This is a genomic window from Streptomyces sp. WAC07094 (assembly GCF_036320405.1).
Taxonomy (GTDB): domain Bacteria; phylum Actinomycetota; class Actinomycetes; order Streptomycetales; family Streptomycetaceae; genus Streptomyces; species Streptomyces lannensis.
The window spans coordinates 5744142-5766233 of sequence record NZ_JAVMJZ010000001.1 but is presented as its reverse complement, the minus strand read 5'-3'; the positions used below and the strand labels follow the sequence as shown (position 1 = coordinate 5766233).

The window sequence follows — 22092 nt, the reverse complement described above, 5'->3', positions numbered from 1 at the left end:
CCGGTATCACTCCGCCCGCTCTGAATACGTACGTTCGGGTGGTCTGCGGCAGTTGATCACCTACGGCAGATGACGACATATCGGACGCATCGTTACCTTGGCCGCCATGACGACCACCGAAATCCATCACACCCGGGGTCGTCCACCGGGCTCCTCACGCAGCCGGAACCCATCCCGACTCCCTGAGATGTGACAAGTGAAAAGATTGTGGACAGGCGTCGGCGCAGCGGTCGCGGTCGCCGCAGGAACAGCCACCTGGGCCATCATGTCGCAGCCGGCCAAGGCTCCGGAGGCCAAGTCCGACGATGCGCCCCGTACCGCACTCAAGGCCGACGCGCTCATGCAGGCAGGTCTGTTGCAGGTGCAGTACCAGGACTTCGACGGTGCGAAAGCCACCTTCGAACGCGTCCTGAAGTTGGACCCGCACAACAAACTCGCCTGGTACAACATGGGCGTCGTGGCCGAGAGGGAGGGCCGACGAGCCGATGCCCTCAAGGCGTACGACTCGGCTCTGAAGGCCGACTCGTCGTTCACGTCGGCTCTTTTCAACAAAGCCCTGCTGCTGAAGAAAAGTGACCCCGACCGGGCCCTCGAACTGCTGCAGCGGGCCGTCTCCGTCAACCCGAAGGCCTCCACCGCCTATTTCCAGATCGGCGAGACGATGGCCATCAAGGGCCTCGACAAAAAGGCACAGGACGCCTACCAGCACGCCGTCGACCTCGACCCTTCCCTGCGCTCCCAAGTACCGAAGCCCTTCAAGGACTCCGTCGAAGCCGGCTCCGAATCCACCGAGACCTCAGGCAGGTAGCCCCAGATGACGTCGAATGCGACACCCAGGTTCTCCGTCTTCACCCCCAGCCACCGGCCGAGCTTCCTGGACGAGTGCCTGGCGACGCTGCAGGCACAGTCCTGCTCGGACTGGGAGTGGATCGTCCTGCTCAACAACGGGGCTCGCTGGCGCCCCGAACGGCCCGACGAGCGGGTCCGCGTGGAGATCGCGGACGACGTCAGGGGCGTCGGGGCCGCGAAGCGCAGGGCCTGCGAACTCGCCTGCGGCGAGATCCTCGTGGAACTCGACCACGACGACCTGCTGGCCAGGGACTGCCTCGCCGAGATCGGCAAGGCGTTCGACGAGCACCCGGACGTCGTCTTCGTCTACAGCAACACCGCCCAGATCACCGAGGACGGCGGACGGGACGACTCCCGGTTCAACGAGACGTACGGCTGGAAGTACGAGGAGGTGGACGTCGACGGCCGGCGGCTGCTGGCGGCCAGGACCATGGCGCCGACGCCGCACAACGTCTCGTACATCTGGTACGCGCCCAATCATGTGCGCTCGTTCCGGAGGGACGTCTACGAGAAGGTCGGCGGCTACGACGCCACCCGCACGGTGCTGGACGACCAGGACATGATGTCCCGGCTCTTCCAGGCCGGCGACTTCCACCACATCGAGCGCTGCCTCTACCTCCAGCGCATGCACGGCGCGAACACCCAGCGCGACAAGGAGATCAACGCGCACATCCAGCGCGAGACGGTCGCCCTCTACGACAAGTACATCGAGGCCAACGCCCTCGCCTGGACCCAGCGCCACGGGCTGGTGGCGCTCGACCTCGGCGCGGCCCACCGCAAGCCGCCGGGCTACCTGGGAGTGGACCAGCACCCGGGAGACGGCGTCGACCTCGTGGCGACGCTGCCCGACAGACTGGACCTGCCGGACGCCTCCGTCGGTCTGATCCGGGCGGTGGACTTCCTCGAGCACGTGCCCGCCAAGGTGCCGCTGATCAACGAGCTGTACCGGCTCCTCGCGCCGGGCGGCATGCTGCTGACCATGACGCCCAGCTCCGACGGACGCGGCGCCTACCAGGACCCCACGCATGTGGCGTTCTACAACGAGAACTCGTTCTGGTACTACACCGACAACCAGTACCGCGCGTTCGTCCCCGAGATCGAGGCGCGCTTCCAGAGCTCCCGGCTGGTGACGTACTTCCCGACCGAGTGGCACTCCGCGAACAACATCTCCTATGTCGTGGCGAACCTCATCGCCATGAAGGAGGGTGCGGTGCGCAACGGCGGGCCGCTGCTCGTCTGAGACGGATGGCGCCCGCCCTGCCCGGCACCGCTCGGGCAGGGCGGGCGCCATGTGTCCACCGCGTGTCCGGGCGCGTCCGCCGACTTCGCCCGGACCAGTGGACCGACGGGCCGCCGGGTTCGCCCGGTCAGCCCGGGATACGGGCCGCGGCGGCCAGTTCCGCGAACCAGGACGTGTCCAGGGCCTCCGACAACTGCTCCTGCCAGCGGGGCTGGCAGGGGACACCGGCGCGCGGCCAGGCGCCGTGCCCCAGCACCCCGAACGCCGGACGCACGGCGGGCCGCGGGAAGGCCTCCGAACCGACCGGGCGGATGCGCTCCGGGTCGAGGCCGCTGAGCCGGTAGGTCTCCCGGGCCAGTCCGAACCAGGTCGTCCGGCCGGCGGACGTGCCGTGGTAGACGCCCGCCGGCGCCCGGCCGGCCAGTGCGGCGCGGCCGAGCTCGCCCAACTGCCGGGCGAGGGCACCGGACCAGGTGGGCTGGCCGTACTGGTCCGCGACCACGTCCAGGGTCTCGCGCCGGCCCGCGAGTTCGAGCATGGTGGCCACGAAGTTGCGCCCGTGCGTGCCGTAGAGCCAGGCGGTGCGTACCGTGTAGCCGGTGCGGGGCAGCAGCTTGGCCACCGCCCGCTCCCCCACCAGCTTGCCCCGGCCGTACGCGTTGAGCGGGCCGGTCCGGGCGTCCTCGGTGTAGGGATACCCCGCGTCGCCGCTGAAGACGTAGTCGGTGGAGACATGCAGCAGAACGGCCCCCGCGTCCGCGCAGGCGCTCGCGAGATGGCGCACAGCGGCGCCGTTGACGGCGGTCGCGGCCTCCTCCTCCTGCTCGGCACGGTCGACGTCCGTCCACGCGGCGCAGTTGACGACCACGTGGTGCCCGGCGACGGCCGCGCGCACGGCCTCCGGGTCGGTGATGTCGAGCCCACTGCGCGTCCGGGCGGTCACCTCGGCATCGGGATCGGCGGCGAGCTCCGTCAGCACGTCCCGGCCGAGCATCCCGCCCGCGCCGGTCACCAGCCATTTCGTGGTCATCCCCGCGCCCCCCTGGTCTTGAGCGGCTCCCACCAGGAGCGGCTGTCCCGGTACCAGGCGACCGTGGCCGCCAGCCCCTCCGCGAACGGGAACCGGGGCGCGTAGCCGAGCTGTTCGCGGATCTTGCTGTCGTCCAGCGAGTAGCGCAGGTCGTGGCCCTTGCGGTCGGCCACGTACGTGACCCGGTCCCAGTCGGCCCCGACGGCGTCCAGCAGCAGTCCCGTGAGCTTGTGGTTGCTCACCTCCGTCCCGCCGCCGATGTTGTAGACCTCCCCGGACCTCCCGCCGCGCAGGACCAGCTCGATGCCCTGGCAGTGGTCCGAGACGTGCAGCCAGTCGCGGATGTGGCGGCCGTCCCCGTAGAGGGGGACGTTCTTCCCGTCGAGCAGGTTGGTGATGAACAGCGGAACGACCTTCTCGGGGAACTGGTGGGGCCCGTAGTTGTTGGTGCACCGGGTCACGACCACGTCCATGCCATGGGTGCGGTGGCAGGCGAGTACGAGGAGGTCGGCTGCGGCCTTCGACGCGGAATAGGGGGAGCTGGGCGCGAGCGGCCACTCCTCGGTCCACGATCCCTCGCTGATCGAGCCGTACACCTCGTCCGTCGAGACCTGGAGGAACCGGCCGACACGGTGCCGGAGCGCCGCGTCCAGCAGTACCTGGGTGCCGACGACGTTGGTGTGGACGAAGGGCCCGGCCCCCGTGATCGACCGGTCCACGTGCGACTCGGCAGCGAAGTGCACGACCGCGTCCTGCCCCGCCGTCACCTGGTCGACCACATCGGGATCGCAGACGTCGCCGCGCACAAAGCGGTAACCGGGATGCCGGGCCACGGAGGCGAGATTCTCCTCGACCCCGGAATAGGTGAGTTTGTCCAGGACCGTGACATGTGCCGTCGGTTCGGAATTCAGCCACCTCCGGACGAATTCCGAACCGATGAAGCCGGCCCCGCCGGTCACAAGGATGCGCATGGTTCTCCGATGCTCTGACGTGCCGGAACTACGGCCGGGAAACTGCTTGTTCTTGATGAGGCCGGGATGTGGGACGACGGTGCCCCGAGCCCGGTGACACCGGGACCGGGGCACCGCTGCGGGCTCGCTTCACGCCGGCGACACCGCAACCGGGTGTTCGTCCGGCCGGGCCTTCAGGCGCTGCCGATATGCGACGCACTCCGCATAGGAGGGCAGCAGGCCCTGCCGCTCGGCCTCCGCCAGGGTGGGAGCCGCGGCGTCCTTGTCCGAGAGCTCGGGACCGAGATCCGTGGGCCATTCGATCGCCAGCGCCGGGTCGAGGGGGTGGACACCGAACTCCCGCTGCGGCGCATATCCCTCGGAACAGAGGTAGACCACGGTGGAGCCCTCCTCCAGGGCCATGAAGGCGTGGCCCAGGCCCTCCGAGAGGTAGACGGCCCGGTGCTCCTGGTCGTCCAGCCGGACCGCCTCCCACCTGCCGAAGGTCGGGGAGCCGGTGCGGATGTCCACGACCACGTCGAGCACCGCTCCACTGATGCACGTCACGTACTTGGCCTGCCCCGGCGGAACCGACGCGGAGTGGATGCCCCGCAGAGCGCCGCGCATGGACCGGGAGCAGTTCGCCTGCTCCAGACGCAGTGCGTGACCGGTCGCCTCGCGGAACCGGTCGGCCCTGAACCACTCATGGAAGCGGCCCCTGCGGTCCGTGAACGCCCGGGGCGTGTCCACCCAGGCCCCTTCGATGCCAAGCGGTCTCACCCGATGCCTTCCTTCCACAGACGGCGCATGCGGCCGAGTCCCGGCCGCCGTCACTTGACCGCGAGGGGCTGCGCCCGGAACGGCTCCCCCTGGCGCGGTCCGCTGCCGCGCTGCGGCACGACGGTGCACCGTTCGTCGTCGAGCAGCCCCAGCAGGTACTGGCCGTATCCGCTCTTGAGGAGCGGCCGGGCAAGTTCGCGCAACTGGTCGTCGTCGATCAGTCCGACCCGCCAGACCGCCTCCTCGACACAGCCGACCTTGAGACCCTGGCGCTCCTCGATCACCCGGACGAACTCCGAGGCCTGCACCATGGAGGTGAAGGTCCCCGTGTCCAGCCAGGCGGTGCCCCGGTCGAGCCGGGTGACACGGAGTTCCCCGGCGTCGAGGTAGACGCGGTTGAGGTCCGTGATCTCCAACTCGCCGCGTGCGCTGGGCCGCAGCCGGCGGGCGATCTCCACGACCCGGCTGTCGTAGAAGTACAGCCCGGGCACGGCGTACGGGGACCTCGGCCGGGCGGGCTTCTCCTCGATGGAGAGCGCACGGCCCTGCTCGTCGAACTCGACCACACCGTAGGCCGACGGGTTTGCGACCTGGTAGGCGAACACCTGGCCGCCGCGCATCCCGTCCTCGTGCGCCAACCGGGCGCCGAGGCCCGATCCATGGAAGATGTTGTCCCCCAGGATCAGCGCGACGGATTCGTCCTCGATGAATTCGGAGCCCAGCAGAAAAGCCTGGGCGATGCCCTCGGGGCGCTCCTGCGTCACATAGTCGATGCGCAGACCCAACTGGCTTCCGTCGCCGAGCAGCGAGCGGAACTGCTCCTGATCGCCCGGGGTCGTGATGACGAGGATTTCGCTCACCCCCGCCAACACCAGTGTGGAAAGCGGGTAATAGACCATGGGCTTGTCGAACACCGGCAGAAGCTGTTTGGAAACGGATCGGGTCAGCGGCCAGAGTCGCGAGCCGGTGCCGCCTGCCAGCAGAATTCCACGCATGGCGTCACCATAGAGGAGCCTGACGCACCTTCAATACGCTGACACGAGCCGCAATTTGCAGTCGGTCAAGCCTTTATGGATACCAATTCCTCCGTCATCCGGCCCAGGAGTGCAGCCGAATGAGCGGCAGGTTTCCATCTCTCCACCCTGCCACTCGGGTGATCTTGTCTGTCCGGGGCGGGCCGCGAATGAGCCGGACCTGATCGTTTGTGAACAATGACGCCGTCCGTAACTCTCCACGAACGCCGCACAAACACACCATTCGATCGCATTGCCGTCGCCCGCAGTGAAGGCGTGAGCCTTCTCCGGGCGCCTGGTGTTTCCGCGGCAACCACGCGGGCTCCTCGGCCTGCCTCGCACGGGCGGCCACGGCCCACTCCAATGTTCTTCACGGAAGGATGTCTGGTGAACCGTAAAACCATCGGCCGCAACCGGGTGAGAACCGTCACCCTGGTTTCGGCAGGCACCCTCGCTGCGGTGCTCAACGTCGTCCCGAGCACGGTGGCCATCGCCGATGCCGTCCAGCGTTCGGGCTCCCAGCACAGCCTGGGGCTGCCGGGGCCGAACGGTGCTACGACGGTCAGGGCCAACGACCGCGACCGCGGCCCACAGGGACCACGCGGCGAACGCGGTGACCGCGGCGAGCCAGGTCCGCGCGGCTTCCAGGGCCCCCAGGGCGTACCGGGTATTCGGGGCCCGCAGGGCGTCCCCGGTGTCGGCACCCAGGGGCCCCAGGGCACACAGGGAGCGCAGGGAGCCTTCGGCGGCCCTCAGGGAACACAGGGAGCGCAGGGCGTTCCGGGAACACAGGGTTCCCAGGGAGTTCCGGGAACACAGGGTTCCCAGGGTGTCACCGGCACCCAGGGCACCACAGGAGCACAGGGCGCGCAGGGCGTCCCGGGAACGCAGGGCGTCCCGGGAACGCAGGGCGTCCCGGGAACGCAGGGCACCACAGGAACACAGGGCCCGCAGGGCACCCCGGGAACGCAGGGCACCACGGGAACACAAGGCCCGCAGGGCACCCCGGGAACACAAGGCCTGCAGGGCGACCCGGGCGGGGCGATTCTGGACACCTACGTCATCAAGGGCAACGACGCCGTCGGGTTGGGCGTGCAGTCGACCGCCCTGTGTTTGGACGACGATTCCGCCACCGGTGGCGGCTACATCGCCACCGGTGTCCTGGCGCCGCTCAATGTCACCGCCAACAATCCGGTGCCCGTGGGCGTGGGCACTCAGTCCGGCCCAGCCACCGGATGGCAGACCACGGCATCCGCCACCGTCCTCGGCGGAGGGTTCCAGGCCTACGTGATCTGCCACGCCCAGCCCGCGCCGTAGCCGCCGGCACGCAGGTCATCCAAAGGGGCCGTCGTCGCAGTCCTTCTGCGGCGGCGGCCCGCCTCGTCACCCGTCGCGACGGGCCCCGGCCTCGAAGCCGGAGGGCCGCACCCCACGTCCAAGGGTGCGGCCCCGTCGTATCGAACGACCCTGATCCGGCAGGCGTCACGGTGAAATCGTCCGTCAGAGCTTGACGATCATCTTCCCGATGTTGTCACCGCGCAGGACACCGAAGAACGCCTCCAGATTGTTCTCGATGCCCTCGACCACGGTCTCGCGGTACTTGAGCTCGCCGGAGCGGACCCAGGGACCGACCTCCCGGATGAACTGCGGCTGCAGGTCGTAGTGGTCCCCGACCAGGAAGCCCTCGATGCGGCCACGGGTCTGGATCAGGCGGGCGAGGTTCCTCGGACCCGGGGAGGGCTCGGTGTCGTTGTAGACGGAGATCATGCCGCAGACGGCGACGCGGCCGCCCCGGTTGAGGGATCCGATGGCCGCCTCCAGGTGCTCACCGCCGACGTTGTCGAAGTACACGTCGACGCCATCGGGAGCGGCCTCGCGCAGCTGCCGGCTCACGGGCCCGTTCTTGTAGTTGAAGGCCGCGTCGAAGCCGTACTCCTCGACCAGGAGCTTGACCTTCTCGTCGGATCCGGCCGAGCCGATGACCCGCGAGGCGCCCTTCAGCTTGGCGATCTGGCCCACCTGGCTGCCGACGGCTCCTGCCGCGCCCGACACGAAGACGGAGTCGCCCTCCTTGAACGCCGCGGTCCGCAGCAGACCGGCGTACGCGGTGAGCCCCGTCATGCCCAGCACACCCAGGTAGGTGGACAGCGGCGCCGCGTCGGCGTCGACCTTGACGGCCTGCGCCGCGTCCACGACGGCGTACTCGCGCCAGCCGAGGAAGTGCAGCACATGGTCGCCGGCCTCGATCCCCTCGGCACGGGAGACGACGACCTCGCCCACCGCACCGCCCTGCATCGGCCGGTTCAGCTCGTACGGCGCGGCATACGACTTGGCGGCGCTCATACGGCCGCGCATGTACGGGTCGACGGACACATACGTGTTCCGCACCAGGACCTGGCCCTCGCCCGGCTGCGGGAGCTCCGCCTCGACGAGGGCGAAGTCCTCGGCCTCGGGCCAGCCGACCGGGCGGCTGAGCAGATGCCATTCACGGCTGACGGCGGGGAGGGTGGGGGTGTCGCTCATGGCGCCTCTCGTCAGGGTTGCGATCCAAATACTTCAGTACCTGAAACAACCATGCTCCTGAATATTTCATGCTGTCAAGTAAAGAGGTAGCATGGACCGCATGGCCACGCAGAAGACACCCCGCATAGACCCGCTGACCCTGGAGGTCGTGGAACTGATCGGTGCGGTCGTGGCCCGCTACCACGAGGAGTACGAGGAGGCGGCGGCCGAGCACGCGCTGACCGGGGCCCAGGCACGACTGCTGAGCCTTCTGTCGCTGGAGCCGCTGCCGATGCGGCGGCTCGCCCAGAAGCTGAAGTGCGAGCCGTCCAATGTCACCGGGATCGTGGACCGGCTGGAGGCACGAGGGCTCGTGGAACGGCGCCCGGACCCGGCGGACCGCCGCGTGAAGCTGGCGGCGGCGACGGAGGAGGGCAGCCGGCTGGCGCGCGGGCTGCGTGATTCGCTGAACTTCGCCCGCGAGCCCCTGGCTGGGCTGTCGGACGACGAACGTCTGTCGTTGCGGGACCTGCTGCACCGGATGCTGGAGGCATAGCCCGGCGGCGGGCACCGCCCCGGGGGAGTTCGGCCGGCGGCGCACCCGCAGCCTCTACCGCACCGCCCCCGTACTCCGGACGGACCGTGCGGCCCCCGGATGCGCGCCTCGCACCGGTACTACGTGCACCACCACAGGAAACGGTTGCAGGTTTTCGTTGGCGACGGGTGCGGAGTCGGGCTCGACGCCGGAGGACGGCTCGACGGAGCCGAACTCGGCGCGGACGACGGCGTGATCGAGGGGGCCGGGTTCGAGCGGGGCGGAAGGCTCGTCGCGGTCGCCGACGGCGTGGCCGCGTCTGTCTCCTTGTCCTTGTCCTTCTTGTCCTTGGCGGACTCCGACGCCGACGGAGACACGGAGATCGAGGAGGAAGGCGAGGCCGCACCCCCGGCACCGCCGCCGGACGGCGTGGCGCTCTCCTTCGCGGCGGCACCGCCGTCCGCCGTCTCGTCCCCGGCGGACGCGGTCTTGGGTGTGGTCCCGGGTGCCTCTATGCCGAGTTCGGCGAGGCTCAGCGCGCCTGCGGCCAGCAGCAGTCCGGCACCCACCAACAGCACGCGCCTACGGCGCCGCCGATGGGCCGCGGCCTTGCGGTCGCGACGACCCGACCGCCCGACCGAGGCGTCGTCGGCGTCGCCGGAGGGCCCGCGGCGCTGCGACCGTCGCCGGCCCTGCGCCCGCCCGGACGCCGCCGGTTCGTCCTCGTCCGGCGGTTCGGCTCCGTCGGAGCTGTCGGTGCCGTCGTATCCCTGGTCGTCGTCGCGGCCGTCGGCATGCGCGTCGGCCGCATCCGTGCGGGCGTGCGTGCGTAGTTCGTCGACCGGCGTGCCGCACCCCGGGCAGGCGAGGGCGCCGTTGAGGTGCCTTCGGCACGGGTGGCAGTAGTCCATGACGCGGGAAGACTAAGTTCCTCGCAGGTAACGTTCCTAGGGGCAGCTGTGAAAGTTGTGTGCGGAATCGCTCGTTACCGTGTGGCAAGTTGAACACGGCGTGCGACGCGGTGGTCGAAACCCTTGCCGAAACCGTTATGCGCACAGCCCATTGACACCCCCACCGCCCCCTCCTTACTGTCACGCCAGCATTTCGAACGCGTGACGAAATTTCGAACAGACCGTCTGGGCCGACGAAGCACCGACGACGCAGCAAGGGGCAACTGCCGTGCGCATCACCGGAATCAGCACACACGTGGTCGGGACGCCGTGGCGCAACCTGACATACGTCCAGGTGCACACCGACGAGGGCATCACCGGAGTCGGCGAGACCCGGATGCTGGGCCACACCGACGCGCTGATCGGCTATCTGCGGGAGGCGGAGGCCAACCACATTCTCGGTTCCGATCCGTTCGCCGTGGAAGACCTCGTACGCCGGATGAAGTACGGCGACTACGGGCGCGCGGGCGAGATCGTCATGTCCGGTATCGCGGTCGTCGAGATGGCCTGCTGGGACATCAAGGGCAAAGCCCTCGGCGTCCCCGTCTGGCAGCTCCTCGGCGGAAAGGTCACCGACCGGGTCAAGGCGTACGCCAACGGGTGGTACACCACCGAGCGGACCCCCGACGCGTATCACAAGGCCGCCCAGGAGGTCGTCGCCCGCGGCTACAAGGCTCTGAAGATCGACCCGTTCGGCACCGGACACTTCGAGCTCGACCACGACCGGACCCTCTACTCCGTCTCCCTCATCGAGGCGGTGCGGGATGCCATCGGGCCCGACACCGAGCTGATGCTGGAGATGCACGGCCGCTTCTCCCCCGCCACCGCCGTCCGGCTGGCCCGCGAGCTCGCGCCCTTCGAGCCAGCCTGGCTGGAGGAGCCGGTCCCGCCGGAGAACCTCAAGGCGCTGGAGAAGGTGGCCGGGAAGGTGGACCTGCCGGTCGCCACCGGTGAGCGGATCCACGACCGCATCGAGTTCCGCGAGTTGTTCGAGAGCCAGGCCGTCGACATCATCCAGCCGGACGTCGGCCACATCGGCGGCATCTGGGAGACCCGGAAGCTCGCCGCGACCGCCGAGACCCACTACATGCTGGTGGCCCCGCACAACGTGGGCGGGTCCGTCCTCACCGCGGCCTCCCTCCAGGTCGGCTTCACCACCCCGAACTTCAAGATCCTCGAACACTTCAACGACTTCGCGGACGCGGAGATCAAGAAGGTGGTCAAGGGCGCCCCCGAGGTCGTCGACGGCTACTTCCACCTCTCCGACGCCCCTGGGCTCGGTGTCGAGCTGGACATCGACGCCGCGGCCGAGTTCCCCCAGCAGCAGGCCCGGTTCGACCTGTGGGCCGACGGCTGGGAGCAGCGCAAGCCCAAGGGGACGAAGTGAGCACCGCGGTCGTCGTCGAGGCACCGGGCGCGCACCGGCTGGTACCCCACGACCCCGTCGCGCCGGGACCCGGCGAGGCGCTGGTGGGCGTGCATGCCGTCGGCATCTGCGGCAGCGACCGCGAGGTGTACCAGGGCAACCGGCCCGAGGGTTACGTCCGTTACCCCCTCACCCCGGGCCACGAGTGGTCGGGCGCGGTCCGGGCGGTCGGCGCCGGGGTGCCCGAGGGCCTGGTCGGCCGCAAAGTGGTCGGGGAGGGCTTCCGCAACTGCCAGGTCTGCGACCGCTGCCACGCCGGTGAGACCACCTTGTGCACCGCCGGTTACGAGGAGACCGGCTTCACCCGGCCGGGCGCCATGGCCGCCACGCTCACAGTGCCGGCCCGGCTGCTGCACGTGCTGCCGGAGGACGCGGACCTGACGGCCGCGGCCCTCCTGGAGCCGGCCGCCTGCGTCGCGGCCGCCGCGCTGAAGGCGAACGCCCGGCCCGGCGAGCGGGTCGCGGTCGTCGGTACCGGCACGCTCGGCATGTTCGCCGTGCAGTTCCTGAAGGCCGCCTCCCCTGCCGAACTGCTGGTGGTGGGTTCCGGGACCGACCGCGAGGCGCTGTCCCGGCGGTTCGGGGCCACCGGCTTCCGCACCAAGGACCAGGAACTCACCCCCGACTTCGACGTCGTCGTCGAGACCGCCGGGTCCGCGTCCGCCGCGCGCACCGCGGCCTCCCTGCTCAGGCGCGGCGGACGCCTGGTCCTCACCGGCATCCCGGCGCCGGGCGCCGAGGGCCTCGACCCAACCGATCTCGTCGTACGGCAGCTGGAGGTGCACACCGTGTTCGGGGCGCCGCCGGACGCCTGGGCGCACACGGTACGGGTCTTCGGCGCCGGACTGCTCGATCCGTTGCCGCTGGTCACCCACGAGTTGCCCCTCGCCGAGTTCTCCCAGGCCATCGAGCTGGTGGGAGCCGGCGATCCGAAGGTCGGCAAGGTCCTGCTGCGACCGTGACGTCTCCCGGACCGTGCGCCGGTACGGAGTCACCCGACGTGCTCCGTGCCGGCGTACCACCACAAGTCTCTTCACATCCAGAGTCGCGAACCTTGTCCGAAATACCGAACATGAAGGACGCCCTGTGACCCACCCCGCTACGGCAGCCCGCAGGCCCGGTGAGCAGGTCCTCGCCGCGCTCGGCCTCGGCGCGCCCGCTCTCTCCCCCGCCGACGCCTCCCCTCACACCTTCCCCGGAGGCGGGCGCTGGCGCACCGAGATCCCCTCGTGCGAGGGCCCAGAGGCACTGGCGGTGGTCCTCAAGGAGTCCTCCAGGCTGGACGTGCCCATCCACCGCATCAGCCAAGGCAGCGGCGTGTGGATGCTGACCGATTCCGAGATCACCGAGATGGTCGAGGCCACCGGTGAACGCGACATCGAGCTGTGTCTGTTCACCGGGCCGCGCGGCACCTGGGACACCGGCGCCTCCGTACGCTCGGACTCGCGCGGGGCCGGGCTGCGCGCCCGCGGCCACGACGCCGTCGCCGGCTGTGTCGAGGACGCCGTGCGGGCCACCGAACTCGGCGTCAAGTGCCTGCTCGTGGCCGACGAGGGCGTGCTGTGGACCCTGCACCGGGCACGCACGGCGGGGATCATCCCGGCCGACACCACCCTCAAGGTGTCCGCGCTCATCGGTCCGGTCAACCCGGCGTCGTACGCCGTCTTCGAGCACCTCGGCGCCGACTCCGTGAACGTGCCGAGCGATCTGACGCTCGATCACCTGACGGAGATCCGGCGGGTCTCCGCCGCTCCCATGGACATGTACATCGAGGCCCCCGACGACCTCGGAGGCTATGTGCGGATGTACGAGGTCGCCGAGCTCATCCGGCGCGGCGCACCGCTGTATCTGAAGTTCGGTCTGTCCAGGGCGCCCGGGATCTACCCGTACGGCACCCATCTGCGGGACCTGACCCTGGACACCGCCCGGGAGCGGGTGCGGCGCGGCCGGCTCGCTCTCGACCTGCTCGCCCGGCACGGCGCGGACGGCGACATGGCGCCGCTCGGCTCCAGGCTGCCCGGCTCGTTGCATCGCTTCCCCACCGGCGACCGACCGCCGGCTGCCCCTCTCAACGACGAGAAGAACAAGGACTGATCACCATGCGCACTCGCAGAGCCGCTCTCGCCGCGATGGCCTCGGCCGCCTCGCTCGCCCTGACCCTGTCCGCCTGCGGCCAGAACAGCGAGGGCGGAAGCAAGGAGGACAAGGGGAGCTCCAAGGGCGGCACCATCGGTATCGCGATGCCGACCAAGTCCTCCGAGCGCTGGATCTCCGACGGCAACAACGTCGTCAAGAACCTCCAGGCCAAGGGCTACAAGACCAAGCTCGTCTACGGCGAGGACGACCCGGACACCCAGGTCTCGCAGATCGAGAACCTGATCACCCAGGGCGTCAAGGGCCTGATCATCGCGGCCATCGACAACAAGTCGCTGAACAACGTGCTCCAGGAGGCGGCGGACGCCAAGATCCCGGTCGTCGCCTACGACCGTCTGATCCTCGGCACGAAGAACGTCGACTACTACGCATCCTTCGACAACACCAAGGTCGGCGAGCTCCAGGCCAACTACATCGTCGACAAGCTCGGCCTGAAGGACGGCAAGGGCCCCTTCAACATCGAGCTGTTCGCCGGATCCAACGACGACAACAACACCAAGTACTTCTTCAACGGCGCGATGAGCGTCCTCAAGCCGTACATGGACAGCAAGAAGCTGGTCGTCCGGTCCGGTCAGACCGCGCTCAACAAGGTCACCACCCTGCGCTGGGACGGCGCCACCGCGCAGAAGCGCATGGACGACGTCCTCACCTCCTCGTACAAGAGCCAGAAGGTCGACGCCGTCCTGTCGCCGTACGACGGCATCTCCATCGGTGTCCTGTCCTCGCTGAAGTCCGACGGCTACGGCAGCAAGAGCAAGCCGCTCCCGGTCGTCACCGGCCAGGACGCCGAGCTCGCCTCCGTGAAGTCGATCATCGCCGGTGAGCAGACGCAGACCGTCTACAAGGACACCCGCAAGCTCGCCGAGGTCGCCTCGGCGATGGTCGACGACGTGCTGACCGGCAAGAAGCCCGAGGTCAACGACACCAAGACCTACGACAACGGCTCGAAGGTCGTCCCGTCGTACCTGCTCCAGCCGGTGAGCGTCGACAAGACCAACTACGAGGAGACCCTGGTCAAGGGCGGCTACTACACCGACGCCGAGCTGAAGTGACCCCGCCGCCGTACCCGACCCCACACTGATTGGAAGGCACGACCATGGCGGGACCCGTCCTGGAAATGCGCTCGATCGTCAAGACCTTTCCCGGCGTCAAGGCGCTGTCGGACGTCAATCTGACCGTCCGCCAGGGCGAGGTCCACGCCATCTGCGGTGAGAACGGCGCCGGGAAGTCCACCCTGATGAAGGTGCTCTCCGGCGTCCATCCGCACGGCACCTACGAGGGCGAGATCCTCTTCGACTCGGAGGTCTGCCGCTTCAAGGACATCCGGGCGAGCGAGCACCACGGCATCGTCATCATCCACCAGGAGCTGGCGCTGGTGCCGTTCCTCTCCATCGCCGAGAACATCTTCCTCGGCAACGAGCACGCCACGCGCGGGTTCATCAACTGGAACGACACCCTCAAGCACGCCACCGAACTGCTGCGCCGCGTCGGACTCGACGAGCACCCGGAGACCCGCGTCGCCGACATCGGCGTGGGCAAGCAGCAGCTCGTCGAGATCGCGAAGGCCCTGTCGAAGTCGGTGAGGCTCCTCATCCTCGACGAGCCGACGGCCGCGCTGAACGACGAGGACAGCGGCAAGCTCCTCGATCTGATCCTGGAGCTGAAGAACCAGGGCATCACCTCGATCATCATCTCCCACAAGCTCAACGAGATCCGCAAGGTCGCCGACTCGGTCACCATCCTGCGCGACGGGCGCACCATCGAGACGCTCGACGTGAAGGCGCCGGAGACGACCGAGGAGCGGATCATCGCCGGCATGGTCGGCCGCGACCTCGACCACCGCTTCCCCGAGCGCACCCCGCACAAGCCGGAGGAGGGGGCTGCCCCGGCGCTCGAGATCCGCAACTGGACCGTGTTCCACCCGATCGACCAGCAGCGCAAGGTCGTCGACGACGTGTCGATCCAGGTGCGGCGCGGGGAGATCGTCGGCATCGCGGGGCTGATGGGCGCCGGGCGCACCGAACTCGCGATGAACCTCTTCGGACGCACCTACGGCCGGTACGCGCAGGGCACGGTCCTCAAGGACGGCAAGGAGATCCGGACCAGGACCGTCGCCGAGGCGGTCGGCCACGGCATCGCGTACGTCACCGAGGACCGCAAGCACTACGGGCTCAACCTCATCGACACCATCAACCGCAACATCTCCTTGACCGCCCTGAAGAAGGTGTCCAGGCGGGGTGTGGTCGACGAGCACGAGGAGCGCCAGGTCGCCGAGGGCTACCGGACGTCCATGAACATCAAGGCGCCGACCGTCTTCGAACCGGTGGGCAAGCTGTCCGGCGGCAACCAGCAGAAGGTCGTGCTCAGCAAGTGGATCTTCGCGGGCCCGGAGGTGCTGATCCTGGACGAGCCCACTCGCGGTATCGACGTGGGCGCCAAGTACGAGATCTACACGGTCATCGACCGGCTGGCCGCCCAGGGCAAGGCGGTCGTCTTCATCTCCTCCGAACTGCCGGAGCTGCTCGGCATGTGCGACCGCATCTACACGATGGCCGCAGGGCGGCTGACCGGTGAGGTACAGCGCGCCGAGGCCACGCAGGAAGTGCTGATGCGTCATATGACGAAGGACAAAGAGGTAACGCGATGAGCACGGATGTGACCGCCACGACCCCGGCCCCCGCGCCGCCGGGCAAGAGCGGATCGGCCACGGGCGGGAGCCTGCTCCAGCTGATGCTGAACGGGCTGCGCCGCAACATGCGGCAGTACGGCATGCTGATCGCGCTCGGTCTGATCGTCGTCCTCTTCGAGATCTGGACCGGCGGGGACCTGCTGCTGCCGCGCAACGTCTCCAACCTGGTGCTGCAGAACAGCTACATCCTGATCCTCGCGATCGGCATGATGCTGGTGATCATCGCCGGGCACATCGATCTGTCGGTCGGCTCCCTCACGGCGTTCGTCGGAGCGTTCGCCGCCGTGCTCACGGTGCAGCACGGTATGGCGTGGCCCCTGGCCCTGGTGCTGTGCCTGCTGGTGGGCGCGGTGGCGGGTTCGGTGCAGGGATTCCTGATCGCGTATCTCGGCATACCGTCGTTCATCGTCACCCTCGCCGGGATGCTGCTCTTCCGCGGTCTGACGGAGATCCTGCTCAAGGGGCAGACCCTCGGCCCGTTCCCGAACGGGCTGCAGAAGATCGGCAACGGTTTCCTGCCCGAGGCGGGGCCGAACACCAACTACCACAACCTCACCCTGCTCCTCGGCCTGGTGCTGATCGCCGCCGTGGTGTGGCAGGAGACGCAGGACCGCCGCCGTCAGCGGGAGTTCGCCCTCGACGTGCCGCCGGCGAAGCTGTTCGTCCTCAAGCTCGTCGCCCTGGTCGCCGCGATCCTCGTGCTGACGCTGCTGCTCGCCAGCTACAAGGGCGCCCCGATCGTGCTGATCATCCTCGGCGTCCTGGTGGTCGGCTACGGCTATGTGATGCGCAACGCCGTCTTCGGCCGCCACATCTACGCGATCGGCGGCAATCTGCCGGCGGCGAAGCTCTCCGGCGTCAAGGACAAGAGGGTCACCTTCCAGGTCTTCCTGAACATGGGCGTGCTCGCGGCCCTGGCGGGGCTGGTGGTCGCCGCCCGTCTGAACGCGGCCTCGCCGAAGGCGGGTGTGAACTTCGAACTCGAGGCCATCGCTTCGTCGTTCATCGGTGGCGCGTCCATGAGCGGCGGTGTGGGAACCGTTCTCGGCGCGATCATCGGTGGGCTCGTCCTCGGCGTGCTGAACAACGGCATGAACCTCCTCAGCGTCGGCACCGACTGGCAGCAGGTCATCAAGGGCCTCGCCCTTCTGGTGGCGGTCGGCTTCGACGTGTGGAACAAGCGCAAGTCCGGTTCGTAACACGTCAGCTCGGGCCCCGTCGTGACGACGGGGCCCCACCCTTCACGGGAGCCGCACATGGAACTGAACAGACGCACAGTCATCGCGGGCGCCGCGGCAGCGGGCATCGCCGCGACCACCCTCGGCACCGGCACCGCCGAGGCCGCCCCTGGAGGCAGGAAGCCGGTGAAGGAGCTCTTCGGCAAGCTGGATGACGGCACGAAGGTCTACCGCTGGTCCCTGCAGAACGGCGGCACCCGGCTGAAGGTCCTGTCCTACGGCGGCATCATCCAGTCCCTGGAGATCCCGGACCGGCACGGCCGCTACGCCAACGTCTCGCTCGGCTACGACAACCTCGCGGCCTACGTCGCCGGCACCACATTCTTCGGCGCCACGATCGGCCGCTACGGCAACCGCATCGCCAAGGGCCAGTTCACCCTGGACGGCAAGAAGTACCAGCTGAACGTCAACGACGGCGTGAACAGCCTGCACGGCGGCGCCAAGGGCTTCAATACCAAGGTGTGGGACGTCGAGGGCTTCACTTCCGGCTCGGACGTGGGCTTGCACCTGTATTACACCAGCGTCGACGGTGAGATGGGCTATCCGGGCACGCTCAGGACCAAGGTCACCTTCACACTGAACCGGGACGGCGACTGGCGCATCGACTACGAGGCCACCACCGACAGGCCGACGGTCGTCAACCTCACCAACCACACGTACTGGAACCTCGCCGGCGAGGGCAGCGGCACCATCGAGGACCACGAGCTCACGATCGCCGCCTCCCGCTACACGCCCACCGACACGGGCCTGATCCCCACGGGCGAACTGGCGAAGGTCTCCGGCACCCCCTTCGACTTCCGTAAGAGCAAGCCGGTCGGCCGGGACATCCGCGCGGGCCACCCCCAGCAGGTGCAGGCCAAGGGCTTCGACCACAACTGGGTGCTCGACAAAGGCGTCACGGCGAAGCCGGTGCACATCGCCACTCTGCGCGACCCGCGCTCCGGCCGCACCCTGAAGATCGCCACCGACCAGCCGGGCCTGCAGTTCTACTCCGGGAACTTCCTCGACGGCACCCTCGTCGGCACCTCCGGCCGCACCTACCGGCAGGGCGATGGCTTGTGCCTGGAGACCCAGCACTTCCCGGACTCCCCGAACGAGCCGTCGTGGCCGTCGACCGTGCTGCGGCCCGGCCAGACGTACCGGACGACGACGATTCACTCGTTCGGCGCGTGACACCTCACCGGAGGGATCGGTTCCGGAAATCACACCGGCTTCACACGAGTTGAACACCGTCCCTCCCCCGTCCGTATGACTGGGTGGCCCGCGCTCCCCCGCGCGGGCCACCCACAGACGACGGGCCCGCCGTCCCCACCGGGCCCGCCTCATACGGAGGTTCCATGGGCGACACCGTCACCTCGCTGTTCCGCGGTACCGCGGCGCACAGTCCCTCGATGGCGGCGCTGACGCGCGAGGGCGGCGACGGAACGGGTCCCGTGGACTTCTGCATCCCCTGCAACCCCTACTTCCCCACGCCCGCCATGTTCGACGAACTGGCGGGCCGGCTGCGCGAGATCATCACCTACTATCCGAGCAGCGCCGACACGATCACGGCCGAGCTGTGCAACCTGCTCCAGCTGCCTCCGAGTTGTGTGGCGATGGGCAACGGCTCGACCGAACTGATCACCTGGATCGACCATCTGCTGGTCCGCGAGTCCCTCGCCGTCCCCGTCCCCACATTCGGCCGCTGGACCGACCAGCCCATGGAGACCGGCAAACGCGTCGACATGTTCCCGCTCCAGGAGTCCAGCGGTTTCGCCCTGGACCTGGCCCAGTACGCCGAGTTCATCCGAAAGCGCGGCACCCGCGTCGCCGTCGTCTGCAATCCGAACAACCCCGACGGCGGGTTCGTGCCCCGCCAGGCACTGGTGCAGTTCATGGACGCGATGGCGGACCTGGACCTGGTGGTGATCGACGAGTCGTTCCTGGAGTTCGCCGACGCCGAGAACGAACCGAGCGTCGTCCAGGACGCGGTGATGCGGCCCAACGTCATCGTGCTGCGCAGCCTCGGCAAGAACTTCGGACTGCACGGCATACGCTTCGGCTACCTGGTCGCCAATCCCTCGCTCGCGGGCCGGGTCCGCTCGATGCTGCCGAAGTGGAACCTCAACTCCTTCGCGGAACACGTGGTGTTCATGCTGAGGGAGCACGGTGCCGAGTACCTGGAGAGCCTGCACCAGGTCCGCCGCGACCGTCTGGACATGTCCCGGCAGCTCTCCCAGCTGCCGGGTCTGACGGTGTACCCCTCCCAGGGCAACTTCCTCTTCGTACGCCTGCCCCTGGGCGCCGAGGGCACCGTCGTCCGTGACCGGCTGCTCACCGAGCACCGGATCCTCGTCCGCGAGTGCGGCAACAAGATCGGTTCATCCAGTCGCTTCCTGCGGCTCGTGGTACGCCCCGAGGTGGACGTGCGTCGCCTGGTGTCCGCCATGGAAGAGGTGCTCTACGGGGCCAGGAGGGGAGCCGCCGTGCCCGAGCCGGGCACAGGGACCAGCTACAGCTCGGGCACGGCGGCGGTGGACCGGCTCGTGAGCCAGACCAACGGCGCGGGCGTCATGGGGCTCGCCTCGCAGGCGTGGTCGATGCCGCTCGCCCCCGGCTCGGCACCGGCCCCCGTGCCGATGCCCGCCCCGATGCCCGCGGCACCCCCGCTGCCCGCACCGACTCCGCTGCCCGCACCGCCCGTCCCCGCCCCGATGCCGGCACCCGCTCCCATGCCGGCGCCGGCCGCCGCCGTGGCCGCCGCTCCGCAGCTGCCCGGAATGCCGCCGGGAATCGCTCCGGCTCCCGCCGCCGGTCTGCAGCCCGTCCCGCAGACCGGCCTGCCCGGACTCGCGGCGGCCGCGCAGAACCGGCGGGGAATGCCCGCCGCGGGCGGTCTCACGGCCGCTCAGGTCCGCGGCCGCACCCAGCCGGAGCCGGTCCCCGAGCCGACGGGCTGGCCGGCGGCGGGCGCGATGTACAACCAGGTCGGCTGAGCCGGCGCGGCGGGGGCCGCGCAGGTGTCCTGGCGGCCCCCGCAGGCGAACCCCGGGTGTCCCAGTTGACGCGCCGGTGAACATGGTCGGGAGGATCTCGGTTTCCCCGGGCAACCAGGTGCTTGCTCCACTCACCATGGCCTCTCCGATCATCGTGCCTGCTGCAGGAGTTGACCGTGAGCGGCATTCCCTGGGACACCGCATTGGCCGTCTTCGGTCTGGCGGTCTCCGGCGCCGCGGGCGTGTGGGAGTTCACGCTCGTCGGCCGCAAACTGCTCGGCTACCGGGTGCAGATGGACACCACCGCCCAGGACGCGGCCGCCGCACCCTACGCGGGGGTGCTGCAGCAGATGCAGCACAACGGCACGCCTCTGCGCGATCCGTCGTTCGTGCTGCTGCGCATCGAGAACAGCGGCCGGGCCCCGATCGTGGAGGACGACTATCTGGCGCCGGACGGCGCCCGGGCCGGCATCCGGGTCGCGTTCCGGGGCCGCCGTGTCGTCGGCATGGTCGTCACCGAACTAAGCCGCAGCGAACTCGGCAGCTTCTTCACCCCCGACGACAACGGACCTGGCAGCCCGCAGCAGGTGCCGGGCCTCGGCGTCAGCGACGGTCTCATCGAACTGCCCAAGGTGAAGCTCAACCGCCGCGACCACTACAAGGTGCTGGCGGTGCTGGAGCGCGAGGAGGACTTCAGGGAGCCGGCCTTCCCGGACCCGGAGGTGGTCGGCGGCATCGTGGGCGGGGTCCGTCGCGGCAGGATGCGGAAGACCGAGTACTACCCGTTCGCCGCCAAGCCGGTCCGCGCGCTGCTCATCGTCCTGGTGCTGGTGCTCATCGGGGAGTCCCTCTTCATGCTCCTGCGCAGCGACCCCGAGCCCGCGCCGCTGGACTGCGCGAGCGGCACGCTCACGCTGTCCGGCTCCACCGCGTTCGCGCCGGTCCTGCGCGAGGCCGCGCGGCAGTACGAGAAGGTCTGCCCCGATGCGCACATACCCCTGTCCGATCGCACCTTCCAGGGCAGTGTCCCCGGCCTCAGCGCCCTCGCCGCGGCGGGGAAGAAGGCCCGTCTCACGGGCAGCCAGGGCCTTGGCGACCGGCTGGCGTTCAGCGACGGCCCGAAGAGCGAGGACGGACGCCCGCAGTTGCTGCCCCGCCCCGTGGCGCTCTCCCTCTTCACGCTGGTCGTCAACCCGGACGCGGGCGTGAAGGACCTGTCCCTGAAGCAGGTGAGGGACATCTACGCCGGGAAGATCACCGACTGGAACCAGGTCAAGGGCAACGACGTGCCGATCCACCTGGTCAGCCGCAACCCCGGCTCCGGCACCCGTACCACCCTCGAACGCCAGGTCCTCGGCGGCAGGTCGTTGCCGGCGGCCACGGTGAGCGACTGCGCGTCCCTCGCGGCGGCCGAGCCGGGACGCTGCGAGGTCGCTGACACGGAGACGCTCCTCGACACCGTGGCCTCGACGCCCGGCGCCCTCGGGCACAGCGAGGTCGGCGCCGCCGCGGCACAGGACGGTGTCGAGGAGGTGCGGATCGACGGCTATCCGGCCACCCTCGAAGGTGCCGACGAGGGCGCCTACCCCTACTGGCAGACGGAGTTCGCCTACACCTACGGCGAGCCGCCGGCCGACTCCATGGCCGCGGGCTTCCTGCGCTGGCTGGCCGACGAGGTCGGCAAGGACGTCATCCGCTCCCACGGGGACCGGCCCTGCTCTGAGCTGGCCAAGCCGTTGCTCTGCCGCCCGAGTTAGGGCG

General features: G+C 69.2%; 19 protein-coding genes. 13 read left to right on the top strand and 6 right to left on the bottom strand.

From position 1 onward, the window contains the following. The first annotated feature begins 196 nt into the window (after positions 1-196). Complete coding sequence (locus RCR19_RS25420) at positions 197-808, top strand: tetratricopeptide repeat protein (protein WP_331267227.1); 612 nt, start codon at positions 197-199, stop codon at positions 806-808. 6 nt (positions 809-814) lie between these two features. Continuing rightward, the gene (locus RCR19_RS25415) at positions 815-2089 is read left to right on the top strand and encodes a glycosyltransferase (protein WP_331267226.1); all 1275 of its coding nucleotides are present in this window, start codon (positions 815-817) and stop codon (positions 2087-2089) included. A 127-nt stretch (positions 2090-2216) separates the two neighbouring features. On the opposite strand, the gene rfbD is transcribed toward RCR19_RS25415, so the two are convergent. The 4 genes from rfbD to rfbA form a co-directional block, all read right to left on the bottom strand. Beyond that, positions 2217-3119, bottom strand: coding sequence for a dTDP-4-dehydrorhamnose reductase (gene rfbD, locus RCR19_RS25410; RefSeq protein ID WP_331267225.1), 903 nt, complete (start codon positions 3117-3119; stop codon positions 2217-2219). Further along, positions 3116-4090, bottom strand: coding sequence for a dTDP-glucose 4,6-dehydratase (gene rfbB / locus RCR19_RS25405; protein ID WP_331267224.1), 975 nt, complete (start codon positions 4088-4090; stop codon positions 3116-3118). Before rfbB ends, rfbD begins: the two co-directional genes overlap by 4 nt. A gap of 129 nt (positions 4091-4219) precedes the next feature. After that, positions 4220-4849: a dTDP-4-dehydrorhamnose 3,5-epimerase gene (rfbC, locus tag RCR19_RS25400; RefSeq protein WP_331267223.1), complete on the bottom strand. Its 630-nt coding sequence runs from the start codon at positions 4847-4849 to the stop codon at positions 4220-4222. Positions 4850-4899: 50 nt separating this feature from the next. Then, a complete protein-coding gene (gene rfbA / locus RCR19_RS25395; protein WP_331267222.1) occupies positions 4900-5844 on the bottom strand; it encodes a glucose-1-phosphate thymidylyltransferase RfbA in 945 nt (314 codons plus the stop codon). Positions 5845-6249: 405 nt separating this feature from the next. Here rfbA and RCR19_RS25390 point away from each other — a divergent pair, with 405 nt between their 5' ends. Next, positions 6250-7179 carry a hypothetical protein gene (locus RCR19_RS25390; protein ID WP_331267221.1) on the top strand — a complete coding sequence of 310 codons (930 nt, stop codon included), beginning with the start codon at positions 6250-6252 and terminating at the stop codon, positions 7177-7179. Between the two features lie 183 nt (positions 7180-7362). Here RCR19_RS25390 and RCR19_RS25385 read toward each other — a convergent pair whose 3' ends face one another. Further along, positions 7363-8385 (bottom strand): NADP-dependent oxidoreductase, encoded by a 1023-nt coding sequence (locus tag RCR19_RS25385; protein ID WP_331267220.1) that lies wholly within the window; start codon positions 8383-8385, stop codon positions 7363-7365. A 100-nt stretch (positions 8386-8485) separates the two neighbouring features. On the opposite strand from RCR19_RS25385, the gene RCR19_RS25380 reads away from it, so the two are divergent. Then, on the top strand, positions 8486-8920 hold the full coding sequence (locus RCR19_RS25380) for a MarR family transcriptional regulator (RefSeq protein ID WP_059131432.1): 435 nt from the start codon (positions 8486-8488) through the stop codon (positions 8918-8920). Between the two features lie 119 nt (positions 8921-9039). Here RCR19_RS25380 and RCR19_RS25375 read toward each other — a convergent pair whose 3' ends face one another. Continuing rightward, positions 9040-9810 (bottom strand): hypothetical protein, encoded by a 771-nt coding sequence (locus RCR19_RS25375; RefSeq protein WP_331267219.1) that lies wholly within the window; start codon positions 9808-9810, stop codon positions 9040-9042. A gap of 268 nt (positions 9811-10078) precedes the next feature. On the opposite strand from RCR19_RS25375, the gene RCR19_RS25370 reads away from it, so the two are divergent. The 9 genes from RCR19_RS25370 to RCR19_RS25330 all read left to right on the top strand — a co-directional run bounded on the left by RCR19_RS25370 (position 10079) and on the right by RCR19_RS25330 (position 22088). Further along, positions 10079-11236, top strand: coding sequence for a mandelate racemase/muconate lactonizing enzyme family protein (locus tag RCR19_RS25370; protein WP_059131434.1), 1158 nt, complete (start codon positions 10079-10081; stop codon positions 11234-11236). Then, positions 11233-12237 carry an alcohol dehydrogenase catalytic domain-containing protein gene (locus RCR19_RS25365; RefSeq protein ID WP_331267218.1) on the top strand — a complete coding sequence of 335 codons (1005 nt, stop codon included), beginning with the start codon at positions 11233-11235 and terminating at the stop codon, positions 12235-12237. The genes RCR19_RS25370 and RCR19_RS25365 overlap by 4 nt, the downstream gene beginning before the upstream one ends. 124 nt (positions 12238-12361) lie before the next feature. Continuing rightward, on the top strand, positions 12362-13369 hold the full coding sequence (locus RCR19_RS25360) for a hypothetical protein (protein WP_331267217.1): 1008 nt from the start codon (positions 12362-12364) through the stop codon (positions 13367-13369). Between the two features lie 5 nt (positions 13370-13374). Further along, positions 13375-14481, top strand: coding sequence for a multiple monosaccharide ABC transporter substrate-binding protein (gene chvE / locus RCR19_RS25355; RefSeq protein ID WP_331267216.1), 1107 nt, complete (start codon positions 13375-13377; stop codon positions 14479-14481). A 44-nt stretch (positions 14482-14525) separates the two neighbouring features. Continuing rightward, complete coding sequence (gene mmsA / locus RCR19_RS25350) at positions 14526-16076, top strand: multiple monosaccharide ABC transporter ATP-binding protein (RefSeq protein ID WP_331267215.1); 1551 nt, start codon at positions 14526-14528, stop codon at positions 16074-16076. Beyond that, on the top strand, positions 16073-17317 hold the full coding sequence (gene mmsB / locus RCR19_RS25345; protein WP_331267214.1) for a multiple monosaccharide ABC transporter permease: 1245 nt from the start codon (positions 16073-16075) through the stop codon (positions 17315-17317). The genes mmsA and mmsB overlap by 4 nt, the downstream gene beginning before the upstream one ends. 57 nt (positions 17318-17374) lie before the next feature. Beyond that, positions 17375-18529, top strand: coding sequence for an aldose epimerase family protein (locus RCR19_RS25340; protein ID WP_331267213.1), 1155 nt, complete (start codon positions 17375-17377; stop codon positions 18527-18529). Positions 18530-18693: 164 nt separating this feature from the next. After that, positions 18694-20331, top strand: coding sequence for a histidinol-phosphate transaminase (locus RCR19_RS25335; RefSeq protein ID WP_331267212.1), 1638 nt, complete (start codon positions 18694-18696; stop codon positions 20329-20331). 176 nt (positions 20332-20507) lie between these two features. Continuing rightward, positions 20508-22088, top strand: a complete 1581-nt coding sequence (locus RCR19_RS25330) for a substrate-binding domain-containing protein (protein ID WP_331267211.1) — start codon at positions 20508-20510, stop codon at positions 22086-22088. Positions 22089-22092 lie beyond the last annotated feature (4 nt).

Coding starts and splice junctions, on each gene's coding strand:
- mmsB (WP_331267214.1), top strand. CDS start 16,073: ATGAGCACGGATGTGACCGCCACGACCCCGGCCCCCGCGCCGCCGGGC.
- RCR19_RS25340 (WP_331267213.1), top strand. CDS start 17,375: ATGGAACTGAACAGACGCACAGTCATCGCGGGCGCCGCGGCAGCGGGC.
- RCR19_RS25385 (WP_331267220.1), bottom strand. CDS start 8,385: ATGAGCGACACCCCCACCCTCCCCGCCGTCAGCCGTGAATGGCATCTG.
- chvE (WP_331267216.1), top strand. CDS start 13,375: ATGCGCACTCGCAGAGCCGCTCTCGCCGCGATGGCCTCGGCCGCCTCG.
- rfbB (WP_331267224.1), bottom strand. CDS start 4,090: ATGCGCATCCTTGTGACCGGCGGGGCCGGCTTCATCGGTTCGGAATTC.
- rfbA (WP_331267222.1), bottom strand. CDS start 5,844: ATGCGTGGAATTCTGCTGGCAGGCGGCACCGGCTCGCGACTCTGGCCG.
- RCR19_RS25335 (WP_331267212.1), top strand. CDS start 18,694: ATGGGCGACACCGTCACCTCGCTGTTCCGCGGTACCGCGGCGCACAGT.
- RCR19_RS25380 (WP_059131432.1), top strand. CDS start 8,486: ATGGCCACGCAGAAGACACCCCGCATAGACCCGCTGACCCTGGAGGTC.
- RCR19_RS25415 (WP_331267226.1), top strand. CDS start 815: ATGACGTCGAATGCGACACCCAGGTTCTCCGTCTTCACCCCCAGCCAC.
- RCR19_RS25375 (WP_331267219.1), bottom strand. CDS start 9,810: ATGGACTACTGCCACCCGTGCCGAAGGCACCTCAACGGCGCCCTCGCC.
- rfbD (WP_331267225.1), bottom strand. CDS start 3,119: ATGACCACGAAATGGCTGGTGACCGGCGCGGGCGGGATGCTCGGCCGG.
- mmsA (WP_331267215.1), top strand. CDS start 14,526: ATGGCGGGACCCGTCCTGGAAATGCGCTCGATCGTCAAGACCTTTCCC.